Below are 21,297 nucleotides of genomic sequence, written 5' to 3'. Positions count from 1 at the left end.
CGGCTACACGGTGGAATTCCGCCCCGTCGGTCCTGAGGACCCCGAGGTGGGCCCGCCCACCCAGCTTGCGCTGTTCCGTGTCGGCGCCGAGGGCGGCGGCGACGGCCCGCACATCCGCCGCGCGGCCGACCGCCCGGACCGTGCCGACCGCGCTGGCGTGGCCGATCGCCCGGACCGTGCCGATCGCCCGGACCGGGCCGGGCGGGCTGGCCTGGCCGACCGCGCCGCCATGACCTGTACGCCCGGCACGGCCACCGCGACCACTGCGGTGGGGGCGGTCACGGCGACCACTGCGGTGGGGAGGGCCACTGCGTCCACTGCGGTGGGGGTGGTCACGGCGACCACTGCGGTGGGGGCGGCGACCGCGGCCACTGTGGCGGGGGCGGCGACCGCGACCACCGCGGCGGGGACGACCGGCACGGCCACCGTGGCGGGGGCGGTCACGGCGACCACTGCCGTGGGGACGACTACCGCGGTTACCGCGACCACCGCGAAGGAGGCAGCAGCATGACCGAGGAGAAGCGCCCCATCGGCGTGCCCGACCTGTCCCTCGTGGTGCTCGTCGGCACCACCGGCTCCGGCAAGTCCACCTTCGCCCGGCGCCACTTCCTGCCCACCCAGATTGTCTCCTCCGACGTCTGCCGAGGGCTGGTCGCCGACGACGAGAACGATCAGAGCGCCACCCCCGACGCCTTCGACGTCCTCCACTACATCGCGGGCAAGCGGCTCGCCGCCGGACGGCTGACCGTCGTGGACGCCACCAACGTCCAGAGCGAGGCCCGCCGCAGCCTGATCAAGCTCGCCCGCGAGCACGACGTCCTGCCCGTGGCGATCGTCCTCGACGTCCCCGAGGGCGAGTGCGCCCGGCGGAACGCCCAGCGCCCAGACCGCGCCGGGCAGCCGGGCCATGTCATCCCCCGCCAGCGCCGCGAGCTGCGTCGCTCCCTGAGGTCCCTGGAGCGCGAGGGGTTCCGCAAGGTGCACATCCTGCGCGGCGTCGAGCAGATCGAGGCCGCGGAGATTGTCACCGAGCGCCGCTACAACGATCTGCGCCACCTCACCGGCCCGTTCGACATCATCGGCGACATCCACGGCTGCCGTTCCGAGCTGGAGACCCTGCTGGGCAAGCTCGGCTACGCCCTGCGCCGCGACGACCTCGGCCGCCCGGTCGACGCCAGCCACCCCGGGGGCCGTACGGCGGTCTTCGTCGGCGACCTCGTCGACCGCGGCCCCGACAGCCCCGGGGTGCTGCGCCTGGTGATGGGCATGGTCGCCTCCGGCGCGGCCCTGTGCGTGCCCGGCAACCACGAGAACAAGCTCGGCCGCTATCTCAAGGGCCGCAAGGTGCAGGTCACCCACGGCCTCGCCGAGACCGTGGAGCAGCTGGACCGGGAGCACGCCGCGGACCCGGGCTTCGGCGACCGGGTGCGGGAGTTCATCGAGTCGCTGATCAGCCACTACGTGCTGGACGGCGGGAAGCTGGTGGTGTGTCACGCCGGGCTGCCCGAGAAGTACCACGGCCGCACCTCCGGCCGGGTCCGCTCGTACGCCCTCTACGGGGACACGACCGGGGAGACCGATGAGTTCGGCCTGCCCGTGCGCTACCCCTGGGCCGAGGACTACCGCGGCCGCGCCGCCGTCGTCTACGGCCACACCCCTACCCCCCGCGCCTCCTGGCTCAACAACACCATCTGCCTCGACACCGGCTGTGTCTTCGGCGGCCGGATGACCGCGCTGCGCTGGCCGGAGCGCGAGCTGGTGGACGTCGCGGCCGAGCGGGTCTGGTACGAACCGGTGAAACCCCTGACCAGCGAGGCCCCCGGCGGTGCCGACGGCCGCCCGCTCGACTTGGCCGATGTGCGGGGCCGCCGGATCGTCGAGACCCGCCACATGGGCCGGATCGCGGTCAAGGAGGAGAACGCGGCGGCGGCGCTCGAGGTCATGAGCCGGTTCGCGGTCGACCCTCGGCTGCTCGGCTATCTCCCGCCCACCATGGCGCCGACCGCCACCTCCAAGGAGGGGGCCGGTGACGCAGCCGCCGATGAGGGCTTCCTCGAGCATCCGGCGGAGGCGTTCGCCGCCTACCGCTCGGACGGGGTCCGTCAGGTGATCTGCGAGGAGAAGCACATGGGCTCCCGCGCGGTGGCGCTGGTCTGCCGTGACGCGGACGTCGCACGGGAGCGGTTCGGCGTGCCGGACGGTGTCTCCGGTGCGCTCCACACCCGTACCGGACGGCCGTTCTTCGACGACGCGGCGCTCACGGAGACCGTGCTGCGCGGGCTGAGCCGCTCCCTCGACGGGGCCGGGCTCTGGCAGGAGCTGGACACCGACTGGCTGCTGCTGGACGCCGAGCTGATGCCGTGGTCGCTCAAGGCCGAAGGGCTGCTGCGCAACCAGTACGCGGCGGTGGGTGCCGCCTCGCGCGCCGTCTTCCCCGGCGTCCTGGCGGCGCTGGAGGGGGCGGAGGCGCGCGGTGTCGAGGTGTCCGCCCTGCTCGGCAAGCAGCGCGAACGCGCGGCGGACGCGGCGGCGTTCACCGATGCCTACCGGCGGTACTGCTGGCCGGTCGACGGGCTGGACGGCATCCGGATGGCGCCGTTCCAGATCCTGGCCGTCCGGGGCCGCAACCTCGCCACCGCCCTTCCGCACGACCGGCAGCTCGCCCTGATCGACCGGATGATCGAGGCCGAGAAACCGGCCGCCGACGGCTCCCGGCTGCTGGCCCCCACCCGCCGGCTGATCGTCGACACCGAGGACGAGGCATCGGTCGCCGAGGGCGTGCGGTGGTGGCTGGACCTGACGGCGGCGGGCGGCGAGGGCATGGTGGTCAAACCCCTCCAGGGCTTCGTCCGCAAGGGTGACGGCCGGCTGGTCCAGCCGGGTGTGAAATGCCGGGGCCGCGAGTATCTGCGGATCATCTACGGCCCGGAGTACACCCGCCCGGAGAACCTGGAACGGCTGCGGGTGCGCCATCTGGGCCACAAGCGCTCACTCGCCCTGCGGGAGTACGCGCTGGGGCTGGAGGCGCTGGACCGGCTGGCGGAGGGCGAACCGCTGTGGCGCGTCCACGAGGCCGTGTTCGCGGTGCTCGCGCTGGAGTCCGAGCCGGTGGACCCGAGGCTGTAGCGACCGGGGCCCGCGGCAGGGCACCCGATCCGGATCCGGATCCGGATCGGGTGCGGCTTTGGGCACGGATTTAGGTGCGGCTTTGGGCACGGATCTGGGTTCGGGTTCGGACCCGGGTGCGGGCGCGGGTTCCGATCCGGTTCGGCTTCCGGTGCGGTGCGGGTTCCGATCCGGTGCGGCTTCCGGTGCGGCTCCGGTTCGATCCGGGTCCGGATCGTGGTTCCGGCCAGGTCCGGGGTTGGGTTGGGTGGCCCTGGGGCGGATGGGGGCCGGGACGCGGCCCCGCACCCGGGCCACTGTCGTGGACCACGTCATGGAGCCACTGTCGTGGCCGACCCGGGGCCCACGGCGGTGGGCCGAGCGGGGGAACCATCGCGGGTCGCCGGGTCGCCGGGTCGCCGGGTCGCCGGGTCGCCGGGTCGCCGGGTCGCCGGGCCGCCGCCACGGCTCGGCGCGGGCTGCCGCGGTGAGCCCCGCCGCGGGCCTGGTGCAGCTACCCGGCCCAGTGCCGCGGGGCGTCAGACGGCCGGTGCCCGGGACTCCTGCGGCTCCCGGCCTTGTGGGGTGCGGAAGCCCTGGGGGCGTGGGTTCCGGGTTGGCCTGTCCTGGGTTTGTGGGGTGCGGGAGTCCTGGGCTCGTGGGTTCCCGGTTCGTATGTCCTCGGTTTGCGGGTTCCCGGTCCGCGTGGCTTGGGCTTGTGGGTCCCGGGCCTGTGACTCCTCGTCCTGGAGGGCACGGGCCCGGAACGAGCGGCGGTAGTCGTGTGGCGGCACCCCCACCGCTCGGGCGAAGTGGCGGCGCAGATTGGCCGCCGTCCCCAGCCCGCACAGCTCCGCGATCCGGTCCACCGGCAGATCACCGCCCTCCAGCAGCGCACGGGCCCGTGCGATCCGCTGGCCCTGCAGCCAGCGCAGCGGGGTCGTGCCGGTGGCCGCGTGGAAGCGGCGGGCCAGTGTGCGCGGGCTGGTGTGGGCGCGGCGGGCGAGGTCGGCGACGGTCAGCGGTTCCTGTAGCCGCTCGGCGGCCCAGTGCAGCAGCGGGGCGAGCGAGTCGTCGGTGCGCTCCGGCAGCGGCGCCTCGATGTACTGGGCCTGGCCGCCCGGCCGATGGGCGGGGGCGACGAGCTGCCGGGCCAGGGTGTTCGCCGCCTCGATGCCGTAGTCCTCGCGCACCAGGTGCAGACAGACGTCGATGCAGGCGGTGGACCCCGCCCCGGTCAGCACATCGCCGTGATCGACGTAGAGCACGGACGGATCCAGCCGCACGGACGGATAGCGCTCGGCGAACAGCGATGCGTACATCCAGTGGGTGGCCGCCGTACGGCCGTCGAGAAGTCCGGTCGCGGCGAGGGTGAACGCGCCCGAGCACAGCGACACGACCCGGGCTCCGCGCCGGTGGGCCTCGCGCAGCGCGTCGATCAGCTCCTCGGGCGGATCGCCGCGCACATCGGCCGAGGCCGGGACGATCACCGTATGCGCGGAGATCAGCTCCTCGGTGCCGTACGGGGTGTGGGCGGCGAACCAGGAGCGGGCGGCGACCGGGTCACCGGCCCCCTCGCCGCCCGGTCCGATCGCGCAGACTCGCAGGTCGTACCAGGGGTCGGGGAGTCCGGGCCGATCAGTGCCGAAGACGTGGCAGGGCACCGCCAGGTCGAAGATCGGCATGCCCGGGGTGACGGCTAGGGCGATGGACCGGTGGTGAGCGGACATGGCAGGAATGTAGCGCATGCTGTCACTCCTGCCACTCGTTCCGCCATGCCCCGGAGCCGATGCTGGGTGGGCATGACGATCTTTTCCTCGAAGTCGCAGGGGAGGGGTGCACCCGTGGCCGCCTCCGATGCGGCTCGCGATCCCGACTCCGGTGCGGCATGCGATGCCGCTCCCGACGTGGGATGCGATCTTGTGCCTGATGCCGCTCCGGATGCCGTCCCTGACGCGGTCCGCGATCCAGCTCCTGACGGGGCCCGCGATCCCGCCCCCGACGCGGCTCGCGATCCTGCCCCCGACGCCGCTCCGGATACCGTCCCCGACGCGGTCGCTGCTCCCGGCTCCGGCGCGACGTCCGCCGCCGGCGCGGCCCCCTCCTCCGCTCCCGACCCCAGGCGCTGGCTGATTCTCGCCGTCGCGTCGGCGGCCCAGTTCCTCGCCGTGCTCGACATGATCGCGGTCAATATCGCCTTCCCCGCGATCGGCGCGGACTTCCGCTCGGCGTCCACCGCCGAGCTGTCCTGGGTGCTCAATGCCTACACCATCGTGCTCGCGGCCCTCCTCGTCCCGGCCGGGCGGCTGGCCGACGCGATCGGCGGGCGGCGTTCGTTCCTGACCGGTATCGCGCTGTTCGGGCTCGCCTCGGTGGCCTGCGGGGCCGCTCCCGATCTCGGCACGCTCATCGCGGCGCGCGTGGTGCAGGGCGCGGCGGCGGCCGTCCTGGTGCCCACCTCCCTCTCGCTCGCCCTGCCCGCCTTCCCGGAGCGCGAACGGGCCACGGCCGTCGGCGTCTGGACGGCGGTGAGCGCGGTCGCGGCGAGCTCGGGACCGGTGGCGGGGGGTCTGCTGGCCGCCTCCGACTGGCGCTGGATCTTCCTCATCAACCCGCCCGTGGTGCTCGCGGCATGGGCGGCCGGGCTACGGCTGCTGCCGCGCACCGGACCCGTAGGGGGTGAGCGCCGCCGCCTCGACCCGCTCGGGACGCTCCTCGTCCTCCTCGGCACCGGGTCCCTCACCACCGCCTGCGTCGAGGCCGCGGACTGGGGTTACGGCGCCCCGGCCACTGTCGGTTTCCTCGCCGCCGGTCTGGTCGTGGGCGCGCTGGCGGTGGCGCACGTACGCCGCCACCCGGATCCGGTGGTGGATCCGGCGTTGTTCCGGACCCGTGCCTTCACCGCCGCCGCGCTCGGCCTGCTGAGCTACTTCCTCGCCTACGCCGCCTCGCTCCTCGCCGCGACCCTGCTGTTCACCGGGGCGTGGGGCTGGTCCCCGGCCCGCGCGGGCCTGGCCGTCACGCCGTGGCCGCTCACCGTCCTGGTGGTGTCGATGCTGTCGGGACGGGTCATACGGGCGCTGGGGGAGCGGGCCACGGCCGTTGTCGGCGGGGTGTGCTTCGCCGCGGGACCGGTGTGGTGGCTGGGCCTCGCGGGCGGTGACGGCGCGCACTACGCCGTGGAGTTCATACCCGGACTGGTCCTCACCGGGATCGGCGCGGGGCTCTACCAGCCGGTGATGTTCGCGGCCGCCGGACTGCTTCCGGCCCGGCAGCTGTCCCTCGGCTCGGGGGTGCTGATGATGTCCCGGCAGGGCGGTTCGGCCCTGGGCGTCGCGGCGCTCGTCGTGATCACCGGTGGCGTCGCCCGGCCGGGGCTCGACGCGTTGCGCGCGGGCTGGGTCTTCACGGCGGTGACCGCGGCGGTCGCGGCCGTAGCGGGCGCCGCCCTGGGTATGGGTGTTCGTACCGGGTCCCGGGAAAACCACGGATCCGGCGCGGATCCGGTACGGCACCATTGACGTGTCCGTGTCGGCTGCCTAGCGTGCTGGTCGTTCCCTCGGTTCTCCGCAGGCATGACGACGACTAGCTGAGCGGGGAGGGCGGATGAGTCTCTTCGAGGACGGACGGCCCTTTCTGCACGCGCTTCCCGCCGAGGACCGGCGCGCGCTGCTCGCCCTCGGCACGCACCGGGCCTACGCCCCAGGCGAGGTCGTGCTGCGCGAGCACGACCGCACGACCTTCGTTGTCGCCATCACCTCCGGCTGGGCCACCGTCTCGGTGGAGACCGAGCGCGCGGTGCGGCTGATCCTGGCGCTGCGCGGGACGGGAGAGGTCGTGGGCGACCAGGCCGCGGTGGACCACGGCTCGCGCAGCGCCACTGTCACCGCGCTCGGCCGGATGGAGTCGGTGGTGGTCTCCGGCGACCGGTTCCGGGCCTATCTGGCCGCACGTCCCGTGGCGACCGTATTGATCATGCGTCAGTTCAGCTCCCGGCTGCGCAGCTCCGACGGCGAGCGGCGCTCACTCGCCTCGGAGAAGGTGCTGCAGCGGCTGGCGGCCCGGCTGGTCGAACTCGCCGAGCGCACCGGCCACCCCGGCGCCGACGGCGCCATCACCGTCGATCTGCCCTTGCCCCAGCACGACATCGCGGCCGCTGTGGGCTCCACCCGGGAGGCGGTCGCCAAGGCGCTGCGGCTGCTGCGCGACCAGGGCATCGTCCGGACCGCCTCACGCCGCTTCGTGGTGATGGACATCGAACTGCTGCGGCTGCTGGCCGAGGGACGTGCGACGGGGGAACACATCCCGGCGCGGCCCCGCGACTGAGCGATCCGGCGCTCGCTCCCGCGATCGAGGAACCCTGCGGGTCCCGTGCTTACGGACGTTGGCCCGCCCTGCGCCCATGGGCGTTGACGCGATCCCCGCCGGTGGACGCTGGACGCGCGACCCGCGCTCGCGGACGTTGGTGCGACCCGCGCCCGTGGACATTGGCGCGACCCGCGCTTGCGGACATGGGGCCGCGCCCTCGCCGTGGACCGGGCGCCCCGTCGACCGTGGACCGAGGGCCCGGTGCCTCTGCCGGTTGCGGATCCGGCGCCTTCGTCGGCCGAGGGCCCGGCGCCTCCCCCGGCCGGGGATCCGGCACCCCCGTCGACCGAGTATCCGGCGCTCCCGCCGACCGGGGCCCCGGCTCGTCCCCGCCATACGGTGTGGGCGAGCGAGCCTCACTTGTTTTCCGTGACTGTGTAAACGGCTACAGCCGTCCCGCCGTCCCCCGGCGACCCTGGAGACGGCACAGGGCGCGGGACCGTGTGCGACGGGGGTGCGCACGGCCCAGTGCCCCGCACCGGAGACGGGCGGCGGGGCGGGCAGGGGCCAGAGACCCCGCCGCCCGCTTCGGGCGTTTACCAACGCTCCGTCACCACAGCGGGAAACGGGGGTCACGGCATGAAGGACGGCGGGCGATGAGCGCACGGGAAGACGTCAATGCCCTGGCGGACTCCGGGGGACGACGACTGGACATCCCCAAGGGCAGTCCGCTGGACGGAGCGGGCCAGCCGGGCGGCGCCCGTACGGCGCGCGAGGCACGGGCCCATCTGCACATCGCCGTCGGCCCCGCCCGGCTCTGCGCCGAACCGGCCTCCCACCCGCTCCCGGAGGGCCCGGTGCCGCGTGAGGAGCTGGACCGGTTGCGCAGGCTCTACCGAACCGCTCCCGGCTACGCCGCGATGCGCGACCACCTGCGGCGCACACGGCTGCTGGCGCTGTGCGGCGAGCCCGGCACCGGCCGTGCCTGGACCGGGCTCGCCCTTCTCACCCAGCTGTCCGAGCTGACCGGCGGCGGGGTCTCGCGGCTCGGGCCCGGCATCCTGTACGGAGCCTCTGGCGTGGAGAAGACCGAGCGAGGCCACGGCTATCTCCTCGAACTCCCCGCCGAATACGGCGAACACGCCGAATATGCCGAATACGGCGAATGCGCGGGAGGCGGCGAGCGCGCCGCATGCACCACATATACCGCGCACACCGCGCACGCCGCGCACACCCGGTATCCCATCCGCACCGGCCCCGCCGTCGAACTCCTGCTGGACCGGTTGCGCGCCCACTTCGCCGAGCACGAGGCGTTCTGCGTGGTCCTCGTCGCGGGCGGCCCGGTCGCCGACCGGCTGTTGCGCGGCCGCCGCCACGCCATGCCGTACGAGCCCCCGGCCGCCGCCGATGTCCTCGACCGCCACCTCACCGAGTTGCTCGCCCACCGCCCCGCGGGGCTGCTGGAGACGGCCCGCGCCACCGCCGTGCGCCCGGAGCTGGCCGAGGCGCTCGGTCTGGACGAGCCACGGCCCGGTGAGGCCGCCCGGCTCGCCGGTCATCTGGCCGCGCACGCCGAGGGCAGGCTGTCCGACGAGCGGCTGCTGGAGCACTGCCGGTCGTTCGCACCGGACCAGGCCCGGGAGTGGTTCCTGGCGGCAGCGCGCCCCGGCAGCCTGCCCGAGGCGCTGCCTGCGCCGCCCGCACTACCTGCACTGCCCGCACTGCGCGCCGCCGCGCTGCGGATCGCGCTCGCCGTCTTCAACGGCTCGGCGCACAGTCTCATGGCGGAGGCCGCCGAGCTGCTGACCTGGGAACTGGCCGTCACAGTCGATCCACAGCACGCGCCCGGCCGCCCGCTGTTCGCCGCCCGCCCCGGGGCCTCGCTCACCACGGCGCGAGCGGTCCACGGCGACGGGGTGGAGGACCTCGGGGACGCCTCGGTGCCGGTGCGCGCGGTGTGGTTCGCGGGGCGGCGGCTGGCGCCCGCCGTGCTCCACGAGTCCTGGGACGCCCACCACAACCTGCGCGGCCCGATGGCCCGTTGGCTGCGTGCGCTGTGCGACGACCCGCGCCCCCAGGTGTGGGTGCGCGCGGCGGTCGCCGCGGGTGTGCTGTGCGCCCGCGACTATCTCTACGGCCTGGTCGAGTTGTTGCTGCCGCTGGCCCGCACCGACAGCCCGGTGCAGCGGATGGCGGCGGCCACCGCACTCGCCGAGACGTCCCGTGCGGCGGAGGTGCGCCCCGCCGTGAACGGGCTGCTGTACGACTGGGCGCGCGGTGACGACGAGCGGGAGCGCGAGACCGCCGCGCTCGCCCACGGCTACGGCCTGGCGGCGGGTTCGGTGGTGGCGTCCCTCGAGGAACTCGGCCGGATCGCCTGCGCGGATGACGGCCGCACCACCTCGTACAGCGTGCTGCGGCTGCTGGCCGGGACCGAGCCGGAGACCGTGCTGGCCGTGCTCACCCACTGGCTGCGCGACACCCGGCGGCCCCGCCGGGACCTGGCGCTGCTCACGGTGTTGCGCGCGGTCACCACCCGCACCTCACATCTGTGGGGGCTGTGCGAGGTGCCGGAGCTGGAACCGTACGCCGCCTGGCCGCTGGCCACGGCGCTGCTGGCGGCCCGTCCGGAGTGCGAGCCCCGGCTGGCCGAACTGCTGCGGGCCGCCCTGACCTGGGCCAGATCGGCCGGGGCGGCCGAGGACGCGCTGGTCGGCTGGATCCGGCGGGCGGCCCGCGACGAGCGGCAACTGGCGGTGATGTGCGGCTTTCTGCCCCGGTTGGCGCAGGACGGTGACGAGCCGCTCGACGCCGGGGCGGCCACGCGGATACGGGAGGTGCTGGAGGCGCTGTGAGGAGAAGGACGTCGATGGTGAAAGAGACAGCGGACCCGACGGACACGGAAACCACGTACGACACGACGGCGAGGCCGGCGGGCGCGGTGGCGCCCCGGGTCTCGGTGACCGGGGCGCGGGCGCTGCGCGAGGCACTGCGCCATGGCGGGGACGCCCTGCCCGCGGCGCTGCGGGAGGCCGACGACGGCCTGCTGCTGAGCGCGCTCGACGAGGGACTGCCCGCCGAACGGGCCACCCGCGTCGTGGTCGAGCTGGTGCGCCGCGCGCCCGGCCGCGGGCCGGAACTGGCGGACGCGGTCTGCGAGAAGGTGCTGCTCGCCCAGCTCTACCTCGACCCGCCGCCCCGCGTCCCGGACGGTGAGGGCGGAGCGGCCGTGGACTCCGGCCGCCGGCTGCGGGTGCGCAACGCGCTGATGCTGTACGAGGGCCTGGTCCGCCCGTACGCGCGGCGCGGGGCGGTACCGGAGCTGATGGCATGCGTCCTGCCCGGCTTATGGACGGCCGGCGACGGCGCGGGCCGTGAGGTGGTGCGCCGGATCGCGGGCACCCGGCAGCCCACCGGGTTCGGTGAGAAGGGCTGGAAGGCGCTGTTCGGCGGGGTGGCCGAGGAGTGCCGGGAGTACGAGGAGGCGGCGGCCAGCGCCGCCCGGCGCGAGGCCCGGCGGCGCTGGTGGCGCCGCGGCACCGACGACGGGGGCCGTCTGGACCTCCAGCCCGGTCAGCTGTGGGTCTCCCTCCTGCTGGGCTTCATCGCGGTCGCGCTGGTGCTGATCGTGGTACTCGCGGCCGGATAACCCGCCCGCCGGGACCGGCCCCCGCCTGTGCCGGGACCGGCCCCCGCCTGTGCCGGGACCGGCCCCCGCCTGTGCCGGGACGGCCCCGCCTGTGCCGGGACAGCCCCGCCTGTGCCGGGACCGGCTCCCCGCCCGTGCCAGGACCGGCCTCTGCCCCTCCGGGTCCGGGCTCCGTCCCCGCTGGGACCGAGGTTCCCCCTCCGGGACCGGCCTCCGTCCCCGCTGGGACCGGCCCCCGCCCGTCCGCTCCCGCCAGAACCGGACCCCGCCCCGCCGGGACCGGCCGGTGGGTCGCTGTCCCGTGAGTCCCGCCCAGGGGCGGTCGGCGGGCCGTGCCCCGCCCGTGGTGGAACCAAGGGACCACGGTGGCGCCCCCCCGCCGCACCCCCGCCCCGCCCCTGCCTCCCACTCCCCGCCTTCGCCCCTGCCTCCCCGACACCCCGACGGGTTGCGATCGATCGGTGAAAGAAGCGTGTCGGCGGGCGTCCATGGTGGGCCAAGAGCGACGAAGATGGGGTCATGGGATTCCATGTCGACTCCGAGGCCGGGCGGCTGCGCCGCGTCGTACTGCACCGACCCGATCTCGAGCTCAAGCGGCTCACGCCCTCCAACAAGGACGCCCTGCTCTTCGACGACCTCCTGTGGGTGCGCCGGGCCCGCCAGGAGCACGACGGCTTCGCCGATGTCCTGCGCGACCGCGGGGTCGAGGTCCATCTCTTCGGGGATCTGCTCACCGAGAGCCTGGCCCTGCCCGAGGCGCGGGCGCTGGTGCTGGACCGGGTCTTCGACGAGAAGGAGTACGGCCCGCTGGCCACCGACCATCTGCGCGCCGCCTTCGACGAGCTGACCCCTCCGGAGCTGACCGGGGCGCTGATCGGCGGCATGACCAAGCGGGAGTACCTGGAGCGGTATCCGGAGCCGGTCTCCGTCCGCTTCCACGTCATGGAGCCCGATGACTTCCTGGTCAACCCGCTGCCGAACCACCTCTTCACCCGGGACGCCTCCGCATGGGTGTACGACGGGGTGTCGATCAACGCGATGCGCTGGCCCGCCCGCTGGCACGAGACGGTGCACTACGAGGCCGTCTACCGCCATCACCCCCTCTTCGCGGCGGAGGACTTCCATGTGTGGTCGGAGGGCCAGGCCGCGTACCCCTCGACCATCGAGGGCGGCGATGTGCTGGTGCTCGGCAAGGGCGCGGTGCTGATAGGGATGAGCGAGCGGACCACCCCGCAGGCGGTGGAGATGATCGCGCACCGGCTCTTCGAGACCGGTTCGGCCCGGACGATCGTGGCGCTCGACATGCCCAAGGGGCGGGCGTTCATGCACCTGGACACCGTGATGACCATGGTGGACGGGGACACCTTCACGCAGTACGCGGGGCTGGGGATGCTCCGCTCGTACACCATCGAGCCGGGCGCGGGCAGCCAGGAGCTGAAGGTCACCGACCATCCGCCGGAGCATATGCACCGCGCGATAGCCGCGGCCCTGGGGCTGGACTCCATCCGCGTGCTCACGGCCACCCAGGACGTCCACGCGGCGGAGCGCGAGCAGTGGGACGACGGCTGCAACGTGCTCGCCGTCGAGCCGGGCGTGGTGGTCGCCTACGAGCGGAACGCCACGACCAACACCTATCTGCGCAAGTGCGGGATCGAGGTCATCGACATCCCGGGCAGTGAGCTGGGCCGGGGCCGGGGCGGTCCGCGGTGCATGAGCTGCCCGGTCGAGCGGGATCCCGTGGAGCCGTGATGCGAGGGTTATCCTCCAGCCTCCGTATATATGCAGAGCATCGTATATGCTTCCATGGTTCCTGGCCGCGGCGACATCGCCGTAGCCGCTGATCCACCGTGTTCGCCGTGACCTAGGAGCCACCCTTATGGCGATTGACCTCACCGGCCGCCACTTCCTCAAGGAGCTGGACTTCACCGCCGACGAGTTCCGCCGCCTGGTCGAACTCGCCGCCGAACTGAAGGCGGCCAAGCGCGCGGGCACCGAGGAGCAGCGGCTGCGGGGCAAGAACATCGCCCTGGTCTTCGAGAAGACCTCCACCCGCACCCGCTGCGCCTTCGAGGTCGCGGCCGCCGACCAGGGCGCCTCGACCACCTATCTCGATCCGGTCGGCTCGCAGATCGGTCACAAGGAGTCGGTCAAGGACACGGCGCGGGTGCTCGGCCGGATGTACGACGCGATCGAGTACCGGGGGCACGGCCAGGGCGTTGTCGAGGCACTCGCCGCCCACGCCGGGGTGCCCGTCTACAACGGCCTCACCGACGAGTGGCACCCCACCCAGATGCTCGCCGACGTGCTGACCATGACCGAGCACAGCGAGAAGCCGCTGGACCGGATCGCCTACGCCTATCTGGGCGACGCCCGGTACAACATGGGCAACTCCTACCTGGTCACCGGCGCACTGCTGGGCATGGACGTCCGTATCGTCGCGCCCAAGGTGCTGTGGCCCGACAACACCATCGTGGAGCTGGCGCGGCAGCTCGCCGCGGCCTCCGGCGCCCGGATCTCGCTCACCGAGAACGTCGAGGAGGGCGTGCGCGGCGCGGACTTCGTCGCCACCGATGTGTGGGTGTCCATGGGGGAGCCCAAGGAGGTGTGGGACGAGCGGATAGCGCTGCTCGGGCCGTACGCGGTGACGATGGACGTGCTGCGCGCGACGGGCAACGACGCCGTGAAGTTCCTGCACTGCCTGCCGGCCTTCCACGACCTGGGCACGGACGTCGGCCGGGAGATCCACGAGCGGCACGGGCTGACCGAGCTGGAGGTCACCGACGAGGTCTTCGAGTCCGAGTACTCCGTCGTCTTCGACGAGGCGGAGAACCGGATGCACACCATCAAGGCGGTGCTGGTCGCGACCCTCAGCGCTCCGTAGGGCGTTCCGTGGGGCCCTGCCCCGCGGGATCCTGCTCCGTGGGGTGCTGCGCGGGGCGTTCCGTAGGGTCCTGGTCCGTTGGGTGCTCCTCGGCGCGTTCCGCACGGCCCCGCTCCGTAGGGTGGTCCGCGGCGCGCTCCGCAGTGCCCTGCTCTCCCGGGCTCTCCCCAGCGCGCTCCGTGGGGTACTCCATGGGCGGAAGGACGAACCAGACGGCCTTGCCGTAGGGGGTCGGCCGGTAGCCCGCGTCCGCGCTGAGGGTCCGGATCAGCAGCAGACCGCGTCCGCCCTCGGCGAGGCCGTCGGGTCTCTTCGGCCCTTCGGGGCGCCCCAGCGCGTCCAGTTCGCCGGGCGGGTTCGGGTCCTGGTCGTGCACCTCGACCTGCCAGCCCCCGGTCGGCACCAGCTCCACCACCAGCTCTATGGGCTCGTCGCCCGCCGTGTGCCGCACCGCGTTGGCCACCAGCTCCGCCGTCAGCAGCTCCGCCGTGTCGCCGTCCACGGGCGCCCCGATGTCGGCCAGGGTGTTCCGGATCAGCGCACGCGCCAGCGGTACGGCGGCCGTCGTGTGCGGCAGGGCAAAGCGCCAGGTGGCGGGGCGAGTGGGATCGGGCACGGAGGGATCCAGTCGGTCGACGTCGAGCGGCATGCCGCAGCCCTTGACGGTATGAAGCGGACGATAGTGCCGGAAGGGACCGTGGACCACTCTTGAGGGGACCTAGGGCCTGATAAGTATCTTCCGTATCTTTTGGGCGTATCGCGTATGCACCCTTAAAGCGCCCTATCGGCTCATGGCCTCCTTGACCCTCGAAGGGCCGGGTCACCTGATGTGCGGAGGGATGCGGAGAGCCTGGCCCGCAGCGACGACCCTGCTCCGAGCTGCACCACTCTGAGTGGAAGCGTGGGTACAGTGAGTAACTGGCATTCGTGATCGAAAGCGGTTGAGCATGAGGGAAGGCCGAGGGCCCGGCGATCAGACGGCGGCGGCAGACCGCGATACCCGTGCGCGGGCGGTGGAATCGCTGCCCTTGGCCACGACCGGCGGCGCCGCGCGGCTTCTCGTTTCCCCGGTCAATTCCCATAACGAGTGGGATCCACTGGAGGAGGTCATCGTCGGACGTCTCGACGGTGCGACGATTCCCTCCCCCCATCCGGTGGTGACCTGCAATGTCCCGCCCTGGGCCGCGCGGTTCCAGCGGCTTGCCGCCGGGGCGAGGTATCCGCGGGTACTGCTCGAGCCGGCGCAGCGGGAACTCGACCAGTTCATTCACCTCCTGCGGTCCCTCGGTATCACGGTGACGCGCCCGGACGCGGTCGATCACAAGCGGCGCTTCGCCACCCCGGACTGGTCGTCGCGCGGTTTCTGCGTCACCTGTCCGCGCGACAGCATGCTGGTGATCGGCGACGAGATCATCGAGACCCCGATGGCATGGCCGTGCCGGTATTTCGAGACCCACTCCTACCGCGCGATCCTCAAGGATTACTTCCGGCGCGGTGCGCGGTGGACGGCCGCGCCGAAACCGCAACTCACCGACGCGCTGTTCGAGGCGGATTTCCGTATCCCCGAGGCCGGTGAGCCCGTGCGGCACATCCTCACGGAGTTCGAGCCGGTCTTCGACGCGGCGGATTTCGTACGCGCCGGCCGTGATCTGTTCGCCATGCGGAGCAACGTCACCAACCAAACGGGCATCGACTGGTTGCGCCGCCACCTCGGGCCCGGCTATCGCGTCCATCAGATCGAGAGCCGCTGCCGCACACCGATGCACATCGACACGACATTCGTCCCGCTCTCCCCTGGCAAGGTGCTGGTCAATCCCGAATACATCGACATCGACCGCCTGCCCGACGTCCTGAGTTCGTGGGACATCCTGATCGCGCCCGAGCCCACCCCGGTCCGTGAGCGCCTGCTCAGCATCACCTCGCTGTGCGGCAAATGGCTCAGCATGAACGTGCTGTCGATCGGTGACAAGCGGGTGATCGCCGAGCGGCACCACACCGAGATGCTGCGCGCGCTCGAGAAATGGGGATTCGAGCCGATCCCGTGCGACCTGCTGCACTACGCGCCGTTCGGCGGCTCGTTCCACTGCGCCACGCTCGACATCCGGCGTCGCGGCACGCTCGAGTCCTATTTCGACTGACCGGCACGCACTGCCTCCGGGGAAAGTACACGCGCTTCGTCCGGAGAAGGTACACGCACTGCGTCCGGGGAAAGTGCACGCACTGCGTTCGGGGAAAGAACACGCACTGCGTCCGGAGAAAGCGGTCCCCGAGCGCATCGTCACCACGACAGTGCGGTTCGGCATGGTCCGTGGTCGCTCTGACATGGCCGTACCGCCACTCCCCGGCGTGAGGCTCTGATCAGCCGCACCGGGTGGCTGCGGTGCACTGCGAAGGAGTCATCACATGGGCCGATACGACCTCGCCCTCATCGGATTCGGCGGCGTCAACCGCGCACTCGCCGAACTCATATCCCAGCGGGGAGACCGCCTTGCCGAGGAACTGGGCTTCGCCCTGCGCGTCGTCGCGATCACCGACCTGCGAGCCGGTTCCCTGGTCGATACCCATGGCATCGACCTGGCTCCGCTGCTGGCGGCCGAGCCTGGCGAGCTGGCCTTCGCCGGACTGCCCGGTGGCAGCGCCGAGCCGCGCAACGAGTGGGTGATCCGCGAGGTCCCCGCCGACATCGTCGTCGAGGCGACCTTCACCAACCCCGCCGACGGCGAGCCCGCCCTCTCCCACGCGCGCTGGGCTCTGGCGGCGGGCAAGCACGTCTGCACCACCAACAAGGGCCCCGTCGCTCTCGCCTGCCGCGAGTTGAAGCAGCTGGCCGCCGAGCACGGAGTCGGCTTCGAGTTCGAGGGCTCGGTCCTCAGCGGGACCCCGATTCTGCGCACCGCCGAGCGCATGTTCGGCGGCCTGGAGATCACCGGCGTCCAGGGCATCATGAACGGCACCTCGAACTACGTCCTCGGCCGGCTCGAGGAAGGCGTCGGTCTGCGGGCGGCCATCGCGGAAGCCCAGGAGCTGGGATACGCCGAAGCCGATCCCACCGCCGACATCGAGGGTCACGACGTCCAGCTCAAGGTCATGATCCTGGCCAACGAGGTGCTCGGCGCCGAGCTGTGCCGCGAGGACGTCATCCGCGAGGGCATCTCCAAGATCACTCCCGAGGACGCGCAGGACGCCGTGTCGAAGGGGCTGCGCTGGAAGCTGGTCGGCTCGGCCACTCGCCGGCCGGACGGCACCGTCGACGCCCGGGTGGCCCCCGTCGCGCTGCCCGGCCACCACCCTCTCGCCGGTATCTCCGGACCGGTCAACGCGGTCGCCTTCCATACCGACCTCCTCGGCACCGTCACCGTGTCCGGACCCGGCGCCGGACGCATCGAGACCGCGTACGCCCTGCTGTCGGACATCATCGCCATCCACCAGCGCCATCACGCGGACGACGACACCGCTCCCGCGCACCGCGTTCCGCAGGAGACCTCCCGTGTCTGACACCTTCACCACCCCCGGCATCACTCCCGGCATCGAGCTCGGCACCGGCATGGCCCCGGTGCACAACCCCTACACCGGTGAGGTCATCGCCTCCGTCTGCACCGTCGACGCCACCGCCATCGGCGGCATCATGCGGCGTGCGCGGTGCGGGCGGCGCACCGCGGGCGCCCTGTCCCGCGCCGCCCGGGCTTCCGTGCTCGAGCGCGCCGCCCACCTGGTGCAGCGGCGAGCCGAGTCCTTCGCCCAGCTGATCGTCAACGAGGCGGGCAAGACCATCAACCAGGCCCGCAGGGAGACCGCCCGCGCCGTCAACACCCTCGCCCTGTCGGCTGCTGAGGCACGGCGCAACGCGGGGGAGGTCATCCCCTTCGACGCCTACGAGGGATCGGAGCAGCGGCAGGGCTGGTTCACCCGGGAGCCGCTCGGCGTCATCGCCGCCATCACCCCGTTCAACGACCCTCTCAACCTGGTCGCCCACAAGCTCGGCCCGGCCATCGCCGGCGGCAACGCGGTCATCCTGAAACCGTCCGCGTACACGCCGCTGTCCGCGCTCCGCCTGGTCGACACGCTGATCGAAGCCGGCCTGCCGGAGGAGATCGTCACGGTCGTCAACGGCGGTGCCGACATCGGCGCCGCGATCGTCAGCGCGCCCGATGTGCGCATGGTGTCCTTCACCGGCGGGTTCGCCACCGGTGAGGCGATCTCCCGCACCGCCGGCCTGAAGAAGCTGGCCATGGATCTGGGGGGCAACGCCCCGGTCATCGTCATGGACGACGCGGACCTGGACGAAGCGGTCGAGTCGTGTGTTTCCGGTGCCTTCTGGGCCGCGGGCCAGAACTGCATCGGCACCCAGCGCATCCTGGTCGCCCAGGAGGTGTACGACGCCTTCCGCGACGCCTTCGTCGCCCGCACCGAGCTGCTGCGCACGGGCGACCCGGCCGACGAGCACACCGACGTCGGCCCCATGATCACCCCGGAGGCCGGGCAGGCCACCCGGAGGAAGGTCGACGACGCGGTGGCCCAGGGCGCGGTGCTGCTGTGCGGCAACGAGCTGAACGGCTCCCTGTACACGCCGACCGTTCTGGAGAACGTCCCGGCCACCTGCACGATCTGGCAGGAGGAGGCGTTCGCCCCGGTGGTCGTGCTGCAGCCGTTCGACACCTTCGAGGACGCCATCGAGCAGGCCAACGCCATCGACTACAGCCTGCACGCCGGTATCTTCACCTCACGCCTGGACCGGGCACTGACCGCGGCCCGGCTCCTTCAGGCCGGGGGAGTGATGGTCAACGACTCCTCCGACTACCGGTTCGACGCCATGCCGTTCGGCGGGTTCAAGTACGGCAGCATGGGCCGCGAGGGCGTGCGCTTCGCCTTCGAGGAGATGACCCAGCCCAAGGTCGTCTGCGTCAACCACCTGGATGACGCGCGATGACGGCCGTACGCATCGAGTGCGACTCCCTCGGCGCGCTCCCCGTCCCGGCCGACGCCTACTGGGGAGTGCACACCGCGCGGGCGCTGGAGAACTTCCGGGCGAGCGGCATTCCGCTGGCCGCCCATCCGGTGCTGGTGCGGTCCCTGGCCACGGTCAAGCGCGCCGCGGCCCGGGCCAACGGGGAGCTCGGTGTCCTGGAGCCGGGGATCGCCTCGGCGATCGAGACGGCCTGCGAGGCCATCGAGGAGGGGCGGCACCACCAGCAGTTCCCGGTCGACGTCATCCAGGGCGGGGCCGGTACCAGCACCAACATGAACGCCAACGAGGTCATCGCCAACCTCGCGCTGGAGCACCTGGGCCTGGAGCGGGGCCGTTACGACGTGGTCTCCCCGCTCGACCACGTCAACCGCTGCCAGTCCACCAACGACGTGTACCCGACCGCCCTACGGCTCGCGGTCAGCCGGTCCCTGGACGGGCTGCTGGCCGAACTGGCCCCCCTGACCCAGGCGTTCGCGGCCAAGGGCACGGAATTCGCCCAGGTGGTGAAGGTGGGCCGGACCCAGTTGCAGGACGCCGTGCCCATGACGCTCGGTCAGGAGTTCACCGCCTTCGGCGTGACCCTGGCCGAGGACGTCGCCCGTATCCGCCAGACCCTGCCCCTGCTGCACGAGGTCAGTCTCGGCGCCACCGCCATCGGGACCGGCATCACCGCGGAACCCGGGTACGCCGAGGCCGCGGTCCGGCACCTGGCCACCCTGACCGGACTCGAACTGAAACCGGCCGCCGATCTGATCGAGGCGACCTCCGACACCGGTGTCTTCCTGCTGGTCTCGGGCGTTCTGAAGCGGTTCGCCGTCAAGCTGTCGAAGATCTGCAACGACCTGCGGCTGCTGTCCAGCGGACCCCGGAGCGGGCTGGCCGAGATCGTCCTGCCACCCCGTCAGGCCGGGTCGTCCATCATGCCGGGCAAGGTCAACCCGGTGATGCCCGAGATGGTCAACCAGATCTGCTACGCGGTGGCCGGTGCGGACGTGTCCATCACGATGGCCGCGGAGAACGGGCAACTCCAGCTCAACGCCTTCGAACCGCTGATCGGGCACCTCTTGCTCACCTCGGTCCAGTGGCTCACCCGGGGCTGCGCCGCCCTGCGCACGCACTGCGTCGCCGGGATCAGCGCCAATCAGGAACGGCTGGCCCGCCAGGCGGCCCGGTCCGTGGGCTCGGCGACGGCGCTGACCCCGCACATCGGCTACGCGGCAGCCGCCCGGATCGCCCAGCAGGCACTGGAGACCGGTACGGACGTAGCGGACCTCGTGGTCCGGGCCGGGCTGCTGGACCCGGAGACGGTCCGGGAACTGCTCAGCCCGGTGCGTCCGAACGGCTCGGCGGCCACCGGCGGTTGCCGGCCCGGGACCGACCGGACCGCGTGACCAGCCCTGACCCCCTTTCGCGCCCGGGGCCGAAGCCCTGCCCGGTGCGGGCCCCGGGCGTGCCCACCGACCTCTTGGGAGACCTCTTATGTCCACCGCACCACCGAAACGCGCAGGTACGGCGCACCGTGGCTGGGCCTGGCTGCTGCTCTCCGCACTGTTCGAGATCACCTTCGCGCTGTCCACGGAGGCGACCCACGGCTTCACCCGTCTGAGTCCGTCCCTGCTCACCGTGGCCGCGCTGACCGGCTCCGTCCTCACTCTGTCGCAGGCGTTGAAGTCGATCGATGTCGGAGTCGGCTACACGGTGTGGTCCGGTATCGGCGGCGTCGGCACGGTCGTGTTCGGCGTGCTCGTCTACGACGAGCCGCTCACCGGGTGGAAGGTCCTCGCCTTCGCTCTGATCCTCGGTGGTGCCGCCACCCTCCAGATCAGCGACAGGCGCACGGCCCGGAAGGAAGCCGCCCGGCGTGACCCCGACTCCCGTCAGCCCGTCGCCTGATCCTTCCCACGCGCACCCTCACACAGAAGGACACCCGCTCCATGACCTGGGTCTACCTCGGCATCGCCATCGTCTGCGAGGTCTGCTTCGCACTGGGCACCCATGCCAGCAAGGGCTTCACTCGGCTGTGGCCGTCGATACTGACCGTGCTCGCCACCGCGGCGGGCGTCTACGCCCTTTCCCTGGCCCTGCTCGAACTCGACGTCTCCGTCGGCTACACCATCTGGACCGGTGTGGGCGGTGTCGGCACGGTCGTCATGAGCGCCGTCCTCTTCAAGGAACGGATCACCCTCACGCGTCTGCTGGCCTTCGCCTCCATCCTGGGCGGCGTCCTCATTCTGCGCCTGACGTCGGTCTGACGCCTCGGCCCGGACGGGCGTCCGCCAGGAGGGGCTTGGCGATCATTCGCCGACCGTCGGGTGCTCCGCGCGTCGCGGCCTGCTCACGACCTTGGCCAAGGTGAGCGATGTGACCGTGTCGCGTACGCCGGGGAGG

14 protein-coding genes and 2 pseudogenes are annotated in these 21,297 nt (G+C 72.4%); 14 read left to right on the top strand and 2 right to left on the bottom strand.

All coding sequences use genetic code 11. From position 1 onward, the window contains the following. The first annotated feature begins 46 nt into the window (after positions 1 to 46). Together AXW62_RS20505 and AXW62_RS20500 are read left to right on the top strand one after the other, a co-directional pair. Entirely contained in the window at positions 47 to 511 is a 465-nt protein-coding gene (locus AXW62_RS20505) for a hypothetical protein (protein ID WP_169808158.1), read from the top strand. Beyond that, entirely contained in the window at positions 508 to 3,126 is a 2,619-nt protein-coding gene (locus AXW62_RS20500) for a polynucleotide kinase-phosphatase (protein WP_060945815.1), read from the top strand. The genes AXW62_RS20505 and AXW62_RS20500 overlap by 4 nt, the downstream gene beginning before the upstream one ends. A 734-nt stretch (positions 3,127 to 3,860) precedes the next feature. On the opposite strand, the pseudogene AXW62_RS20495 reads toward AXW62_RS20500, so the two are convergent. Further along, a pseudogene (locus AXW62_RS20495) lies at positions 3,861 to 4,853 on the bottom strand (GlxA family transcriptional regulator); the annotation flags it as partial. Between the two features lie 174 nt (positions 4,854 to 5,027). On the opposite strand from AXW62_RS20495, the gene AXW62_RS20490 reads away from it, so the two are divergent. From AXW62_RS20490 to argF, 6 genes are all read left to right on the top strand, one after another. Then, on the top strand, positions 5,028 to 6,626 hold the full coding sequence (locus AXW62_RS20490; protein WP_079115710.1) for an MFS transporter: 1,599 nt from the start codon (positions 5,028 to 5,030) through the stop codon (positions 6,624 to 6,626). Between the two features lie 85 nt (positions 6,627 to 6,711). Continuing rightward, positions 6,712 to 7,431 carry a Crp/Fnr family transcriptional regulator gene (locus AXW62_RS20485; protein WP_060945814.1) on the top strand — a complete coding sequence of 240 codons (720 nt, stop codon included), beginning with the start codon at positions 6,712 to 6,714 and terminating at the stop codon, positions 7,429 to 7,431. 638 nt (positions 7,432 to 8,069) lie between these two features. Continuing rightward, positions 8,070 to 10,268, top strand: coding sequence for an ATP-binding cassette domain-containing protein (locus AXW62_RS20480; RefSeq protein ID WP_060945813.1), 2,199 nt, complete (start codon positions 8,070 to 8,072; stop codon positions 10,266 to 10,268). Between the two features lie 14 nt (positions 10,269 to 10,282). Then, on the top strand, positions 10,283 to 11,062 hold the full coding sequence (locus AXW62_RS20475; RefSeq protein ID WP_060945812.1) for a hypothetical protein: 780 nt from the start codon (positions 10,283 to 10,285) through the stop codon (positions 11,060 to 11,062). A 519-nt stretch (positions 11,063 to 11,581) separates the two neighbouring features. Next, complete coding sequence (locus tag AXW62_RS20470) at positions 11,582 to 12,811, top strand: arginine deiminase (RefSeq protein ID WP_060945811.1); 1,230 nt, start codon at positions 11,582 to 11,584, stop codon at positions 12,809 to 12,811. Between the two features lie 127 nt (positions 12,812 to 12,938). Next, a complete protein-coding gene (gene argF, locus AXW62_RS20465) occupies positions 12,939 to 13,943 on the top strand; it encodes an ornithine carbamoyltransferase (RefSeq protein ID WP_060945810.1) in 1,005 nt (334 codons plus the stop codon). A gap of 187 nt (positions 13,944 to 14,130) precedes the next feature. On the opposite strand, the pseudogene AXW62_RS20460 reads toward argF, so the two are convergent. After that, positions 14,131 to 14,592, bottom strand: a pseudogene (locus AXW62_RS20460) (ATP-binding protein); the annotation flags it as partial. 298 nt (positions 14,593 to 14,890) lie between these two features. On the opposite strand from AXW62_RS20460, the gene AXW62_RS20455 reads away from it, so the two are divergent. The 6 genes from AXW62_RS20455 to AXW62_RS20430 all read left to right on the top strand — a co-directional run bounded on the left by AXW62_RS20455 (position 14,891) and on the right by AXW62_RS20430 (position 21,161). Next, on the top strand, positions 14,891 to 16,081 hold the full coding sequence (locus tag AXW62_RS20455; RefSeq protein ID WP_107308579.1) for an amidinotransferase: 1,191 nt from the start codon (positions 14,891 to 14,893) through the stop codon (positions 16,079 to 16,081). Positions 16,082 to 16,346: 265 nt separating this feature from the next. Next, positions 16,347 to 17,438 (top strand): homoserine dehydrogenase, encoded by a 1,092-nt coding sequence (locus AXW62_RS20450; protein ID WP_060945808.1) that lies wholly within the window; start codon positions 16,347 to 16,349, stop codon positions 17,436 to 17,438. Next, positions 17,431 to 18,870, top strand: a complete 1,440-nt coding sequence (locus AXW62_RS20445) for an aldehyde dehydrogenase family protein (RefSeq protein WP_252368665.1) — start codon at positions 17,431 to 17,433, stop codon at positions 18,868 to 18,870. The genes AXW62_RS20450 and AXW62_RS20445 overlap by 8 nt, the downstream gene beginning before the upstream one ends. Next, positions 18,867 to 20,300, top strand: a complete 1,434-nt coding sequence (locus tag AXW62_RS20440; protein ID WP_060945807.1) for an aspartate ammonia-lyase — start codon at positions 18,867 to 18,869, stop codon at positions 20,298 to 20,300. Before AXW62_RS20445 ends, AXW62_RS20440 begins: the two co-directional genes overlap by 4 nt. A gap of 88 nt (positions 20,301 to 20,388) precedes the next feature. Continuing rightward, the gene (locus AXW62_RS20435) at positions 20,389 to 20,802 is read left to right on the top strand and encodes a DMT family transporter (protein WP_060945806.1); all 414 of its coding nucleotides are present in this window, start codon (positions 20,389 to 20,391) and stop codon (positions 20,800 to 20,802) included. 41 nt (positions 20,803 to 20,843) lie between these two features. Continuing rightward, positions 20,844 to 21,161, top strand: coding sequence for a DMT family transporter (locus AXW62_RS20430; RefSeq protein ID WP_060945805.1), 318 nt, complete (start codon positions 20,844 to 20,846; stop codon positions 21,159 to 21,161). Positions 21,162 to 21,297 lie beyond the last annotated feature (136 nt).

Source organism: Streptomyces hygroscopicus subsp. hygroscopicus, assembly GCF_001553455.1.
In the GTDB taxonomy this organism is placed as follows: domain Bacteria; phylum Actinomycetota; class Actinomycetes; order Streptomycetales; family Streptomycetaceae; genus Streptomyces; species Streptomyces hygroscopicus.
This window is presented reverse-complemented; position numbering and strand designations above follow the sequence as displayed.

What these genes read in the sequence shown, in the direction of transcription:
- AXW62_RS20500 (WP_060945815.1), top strand. Translation starts at nt 508, where the DNA reads ATGACCGAGGAGAAGCGCCCCATCGGCGTGCCCGACCTGTCCCTCGTG.
- AXW62_RS20485 (WP_060945814.1), top strand. Translation starts at nt 6,712, where the DNA reads ATGAGTCTCTTCGAGGACGGACGGCCCTTTCTGCACGCGCTTCCCGCC.
- AXW62_RS20480 (WP_060945813.1), top strand. Translation starts at nt 8,070, where the DNA reads ATGAGCGCACGGGAAGACGTCAATGCCCTGGCGGACTCCGGGGGACGA.
- AXW62_RS20475 (WP_060945812.1), top strand. Translation starts at nt 10,283, where the DNA reads ATGGTGAAAGAGACAGCGGACCCGACGGACACGGAAACCACGTACGAC.
- AXW62_RS20470 (WP_060945811.1), top strand. Translation starts at nt 11,582, where the DNA reads ATGGGATTCCATGTCGACTCCGAGGCCGGGCGGCTGCGCCGCGTCGTA.
- argF (WP_060945810.1), top strand. Translation starts at nt 12,939, where the DNA reads ATGGCGATTGACCTCACCGGCCGCCACTTCCTCAAGGAGCTGGACTTC.
- AXW62_RS20455 (WP_107308579.1), top strand. Translation starts at nt 14,891, where the DNA reads ATGAGGGAAGGCCGAGGGCCCGGCGATCAGACGGCGGCGGCAGACCGC.
- AXW62_RS20450 (WP_060945808.1), top strand. Translation starts at nt 16,347, where the DNA reads ATGGGCCGATACGACCTCGCCCTCATCGGATTCGGCGGCGTCAACCGC.
- AXW62_RS20440 (WP_060945807.1), top strand. Translation starts at nt 18,867, where the DNA reads ATGACGGCCGTACGCATCGAGTGCGACTCCCTCGGCGCGCTCCCCGTC.
- AXW62_RS20435 (WP_060945806.1), top strand. Translation starts at nt 20,389, where the DNA reads ATGTCCACCGCACCACCGAAACGCGCAGGTACGGCGCACCGTGGCTGG.
- AXW62_RS20430 (WP_060945805.1), top strand. Translation starts at nt 20,844, where the DNA reads ATGACCTGGGTCTACCTCGGCATCGCCATCGTCTGCGAGGTCTGCTTC.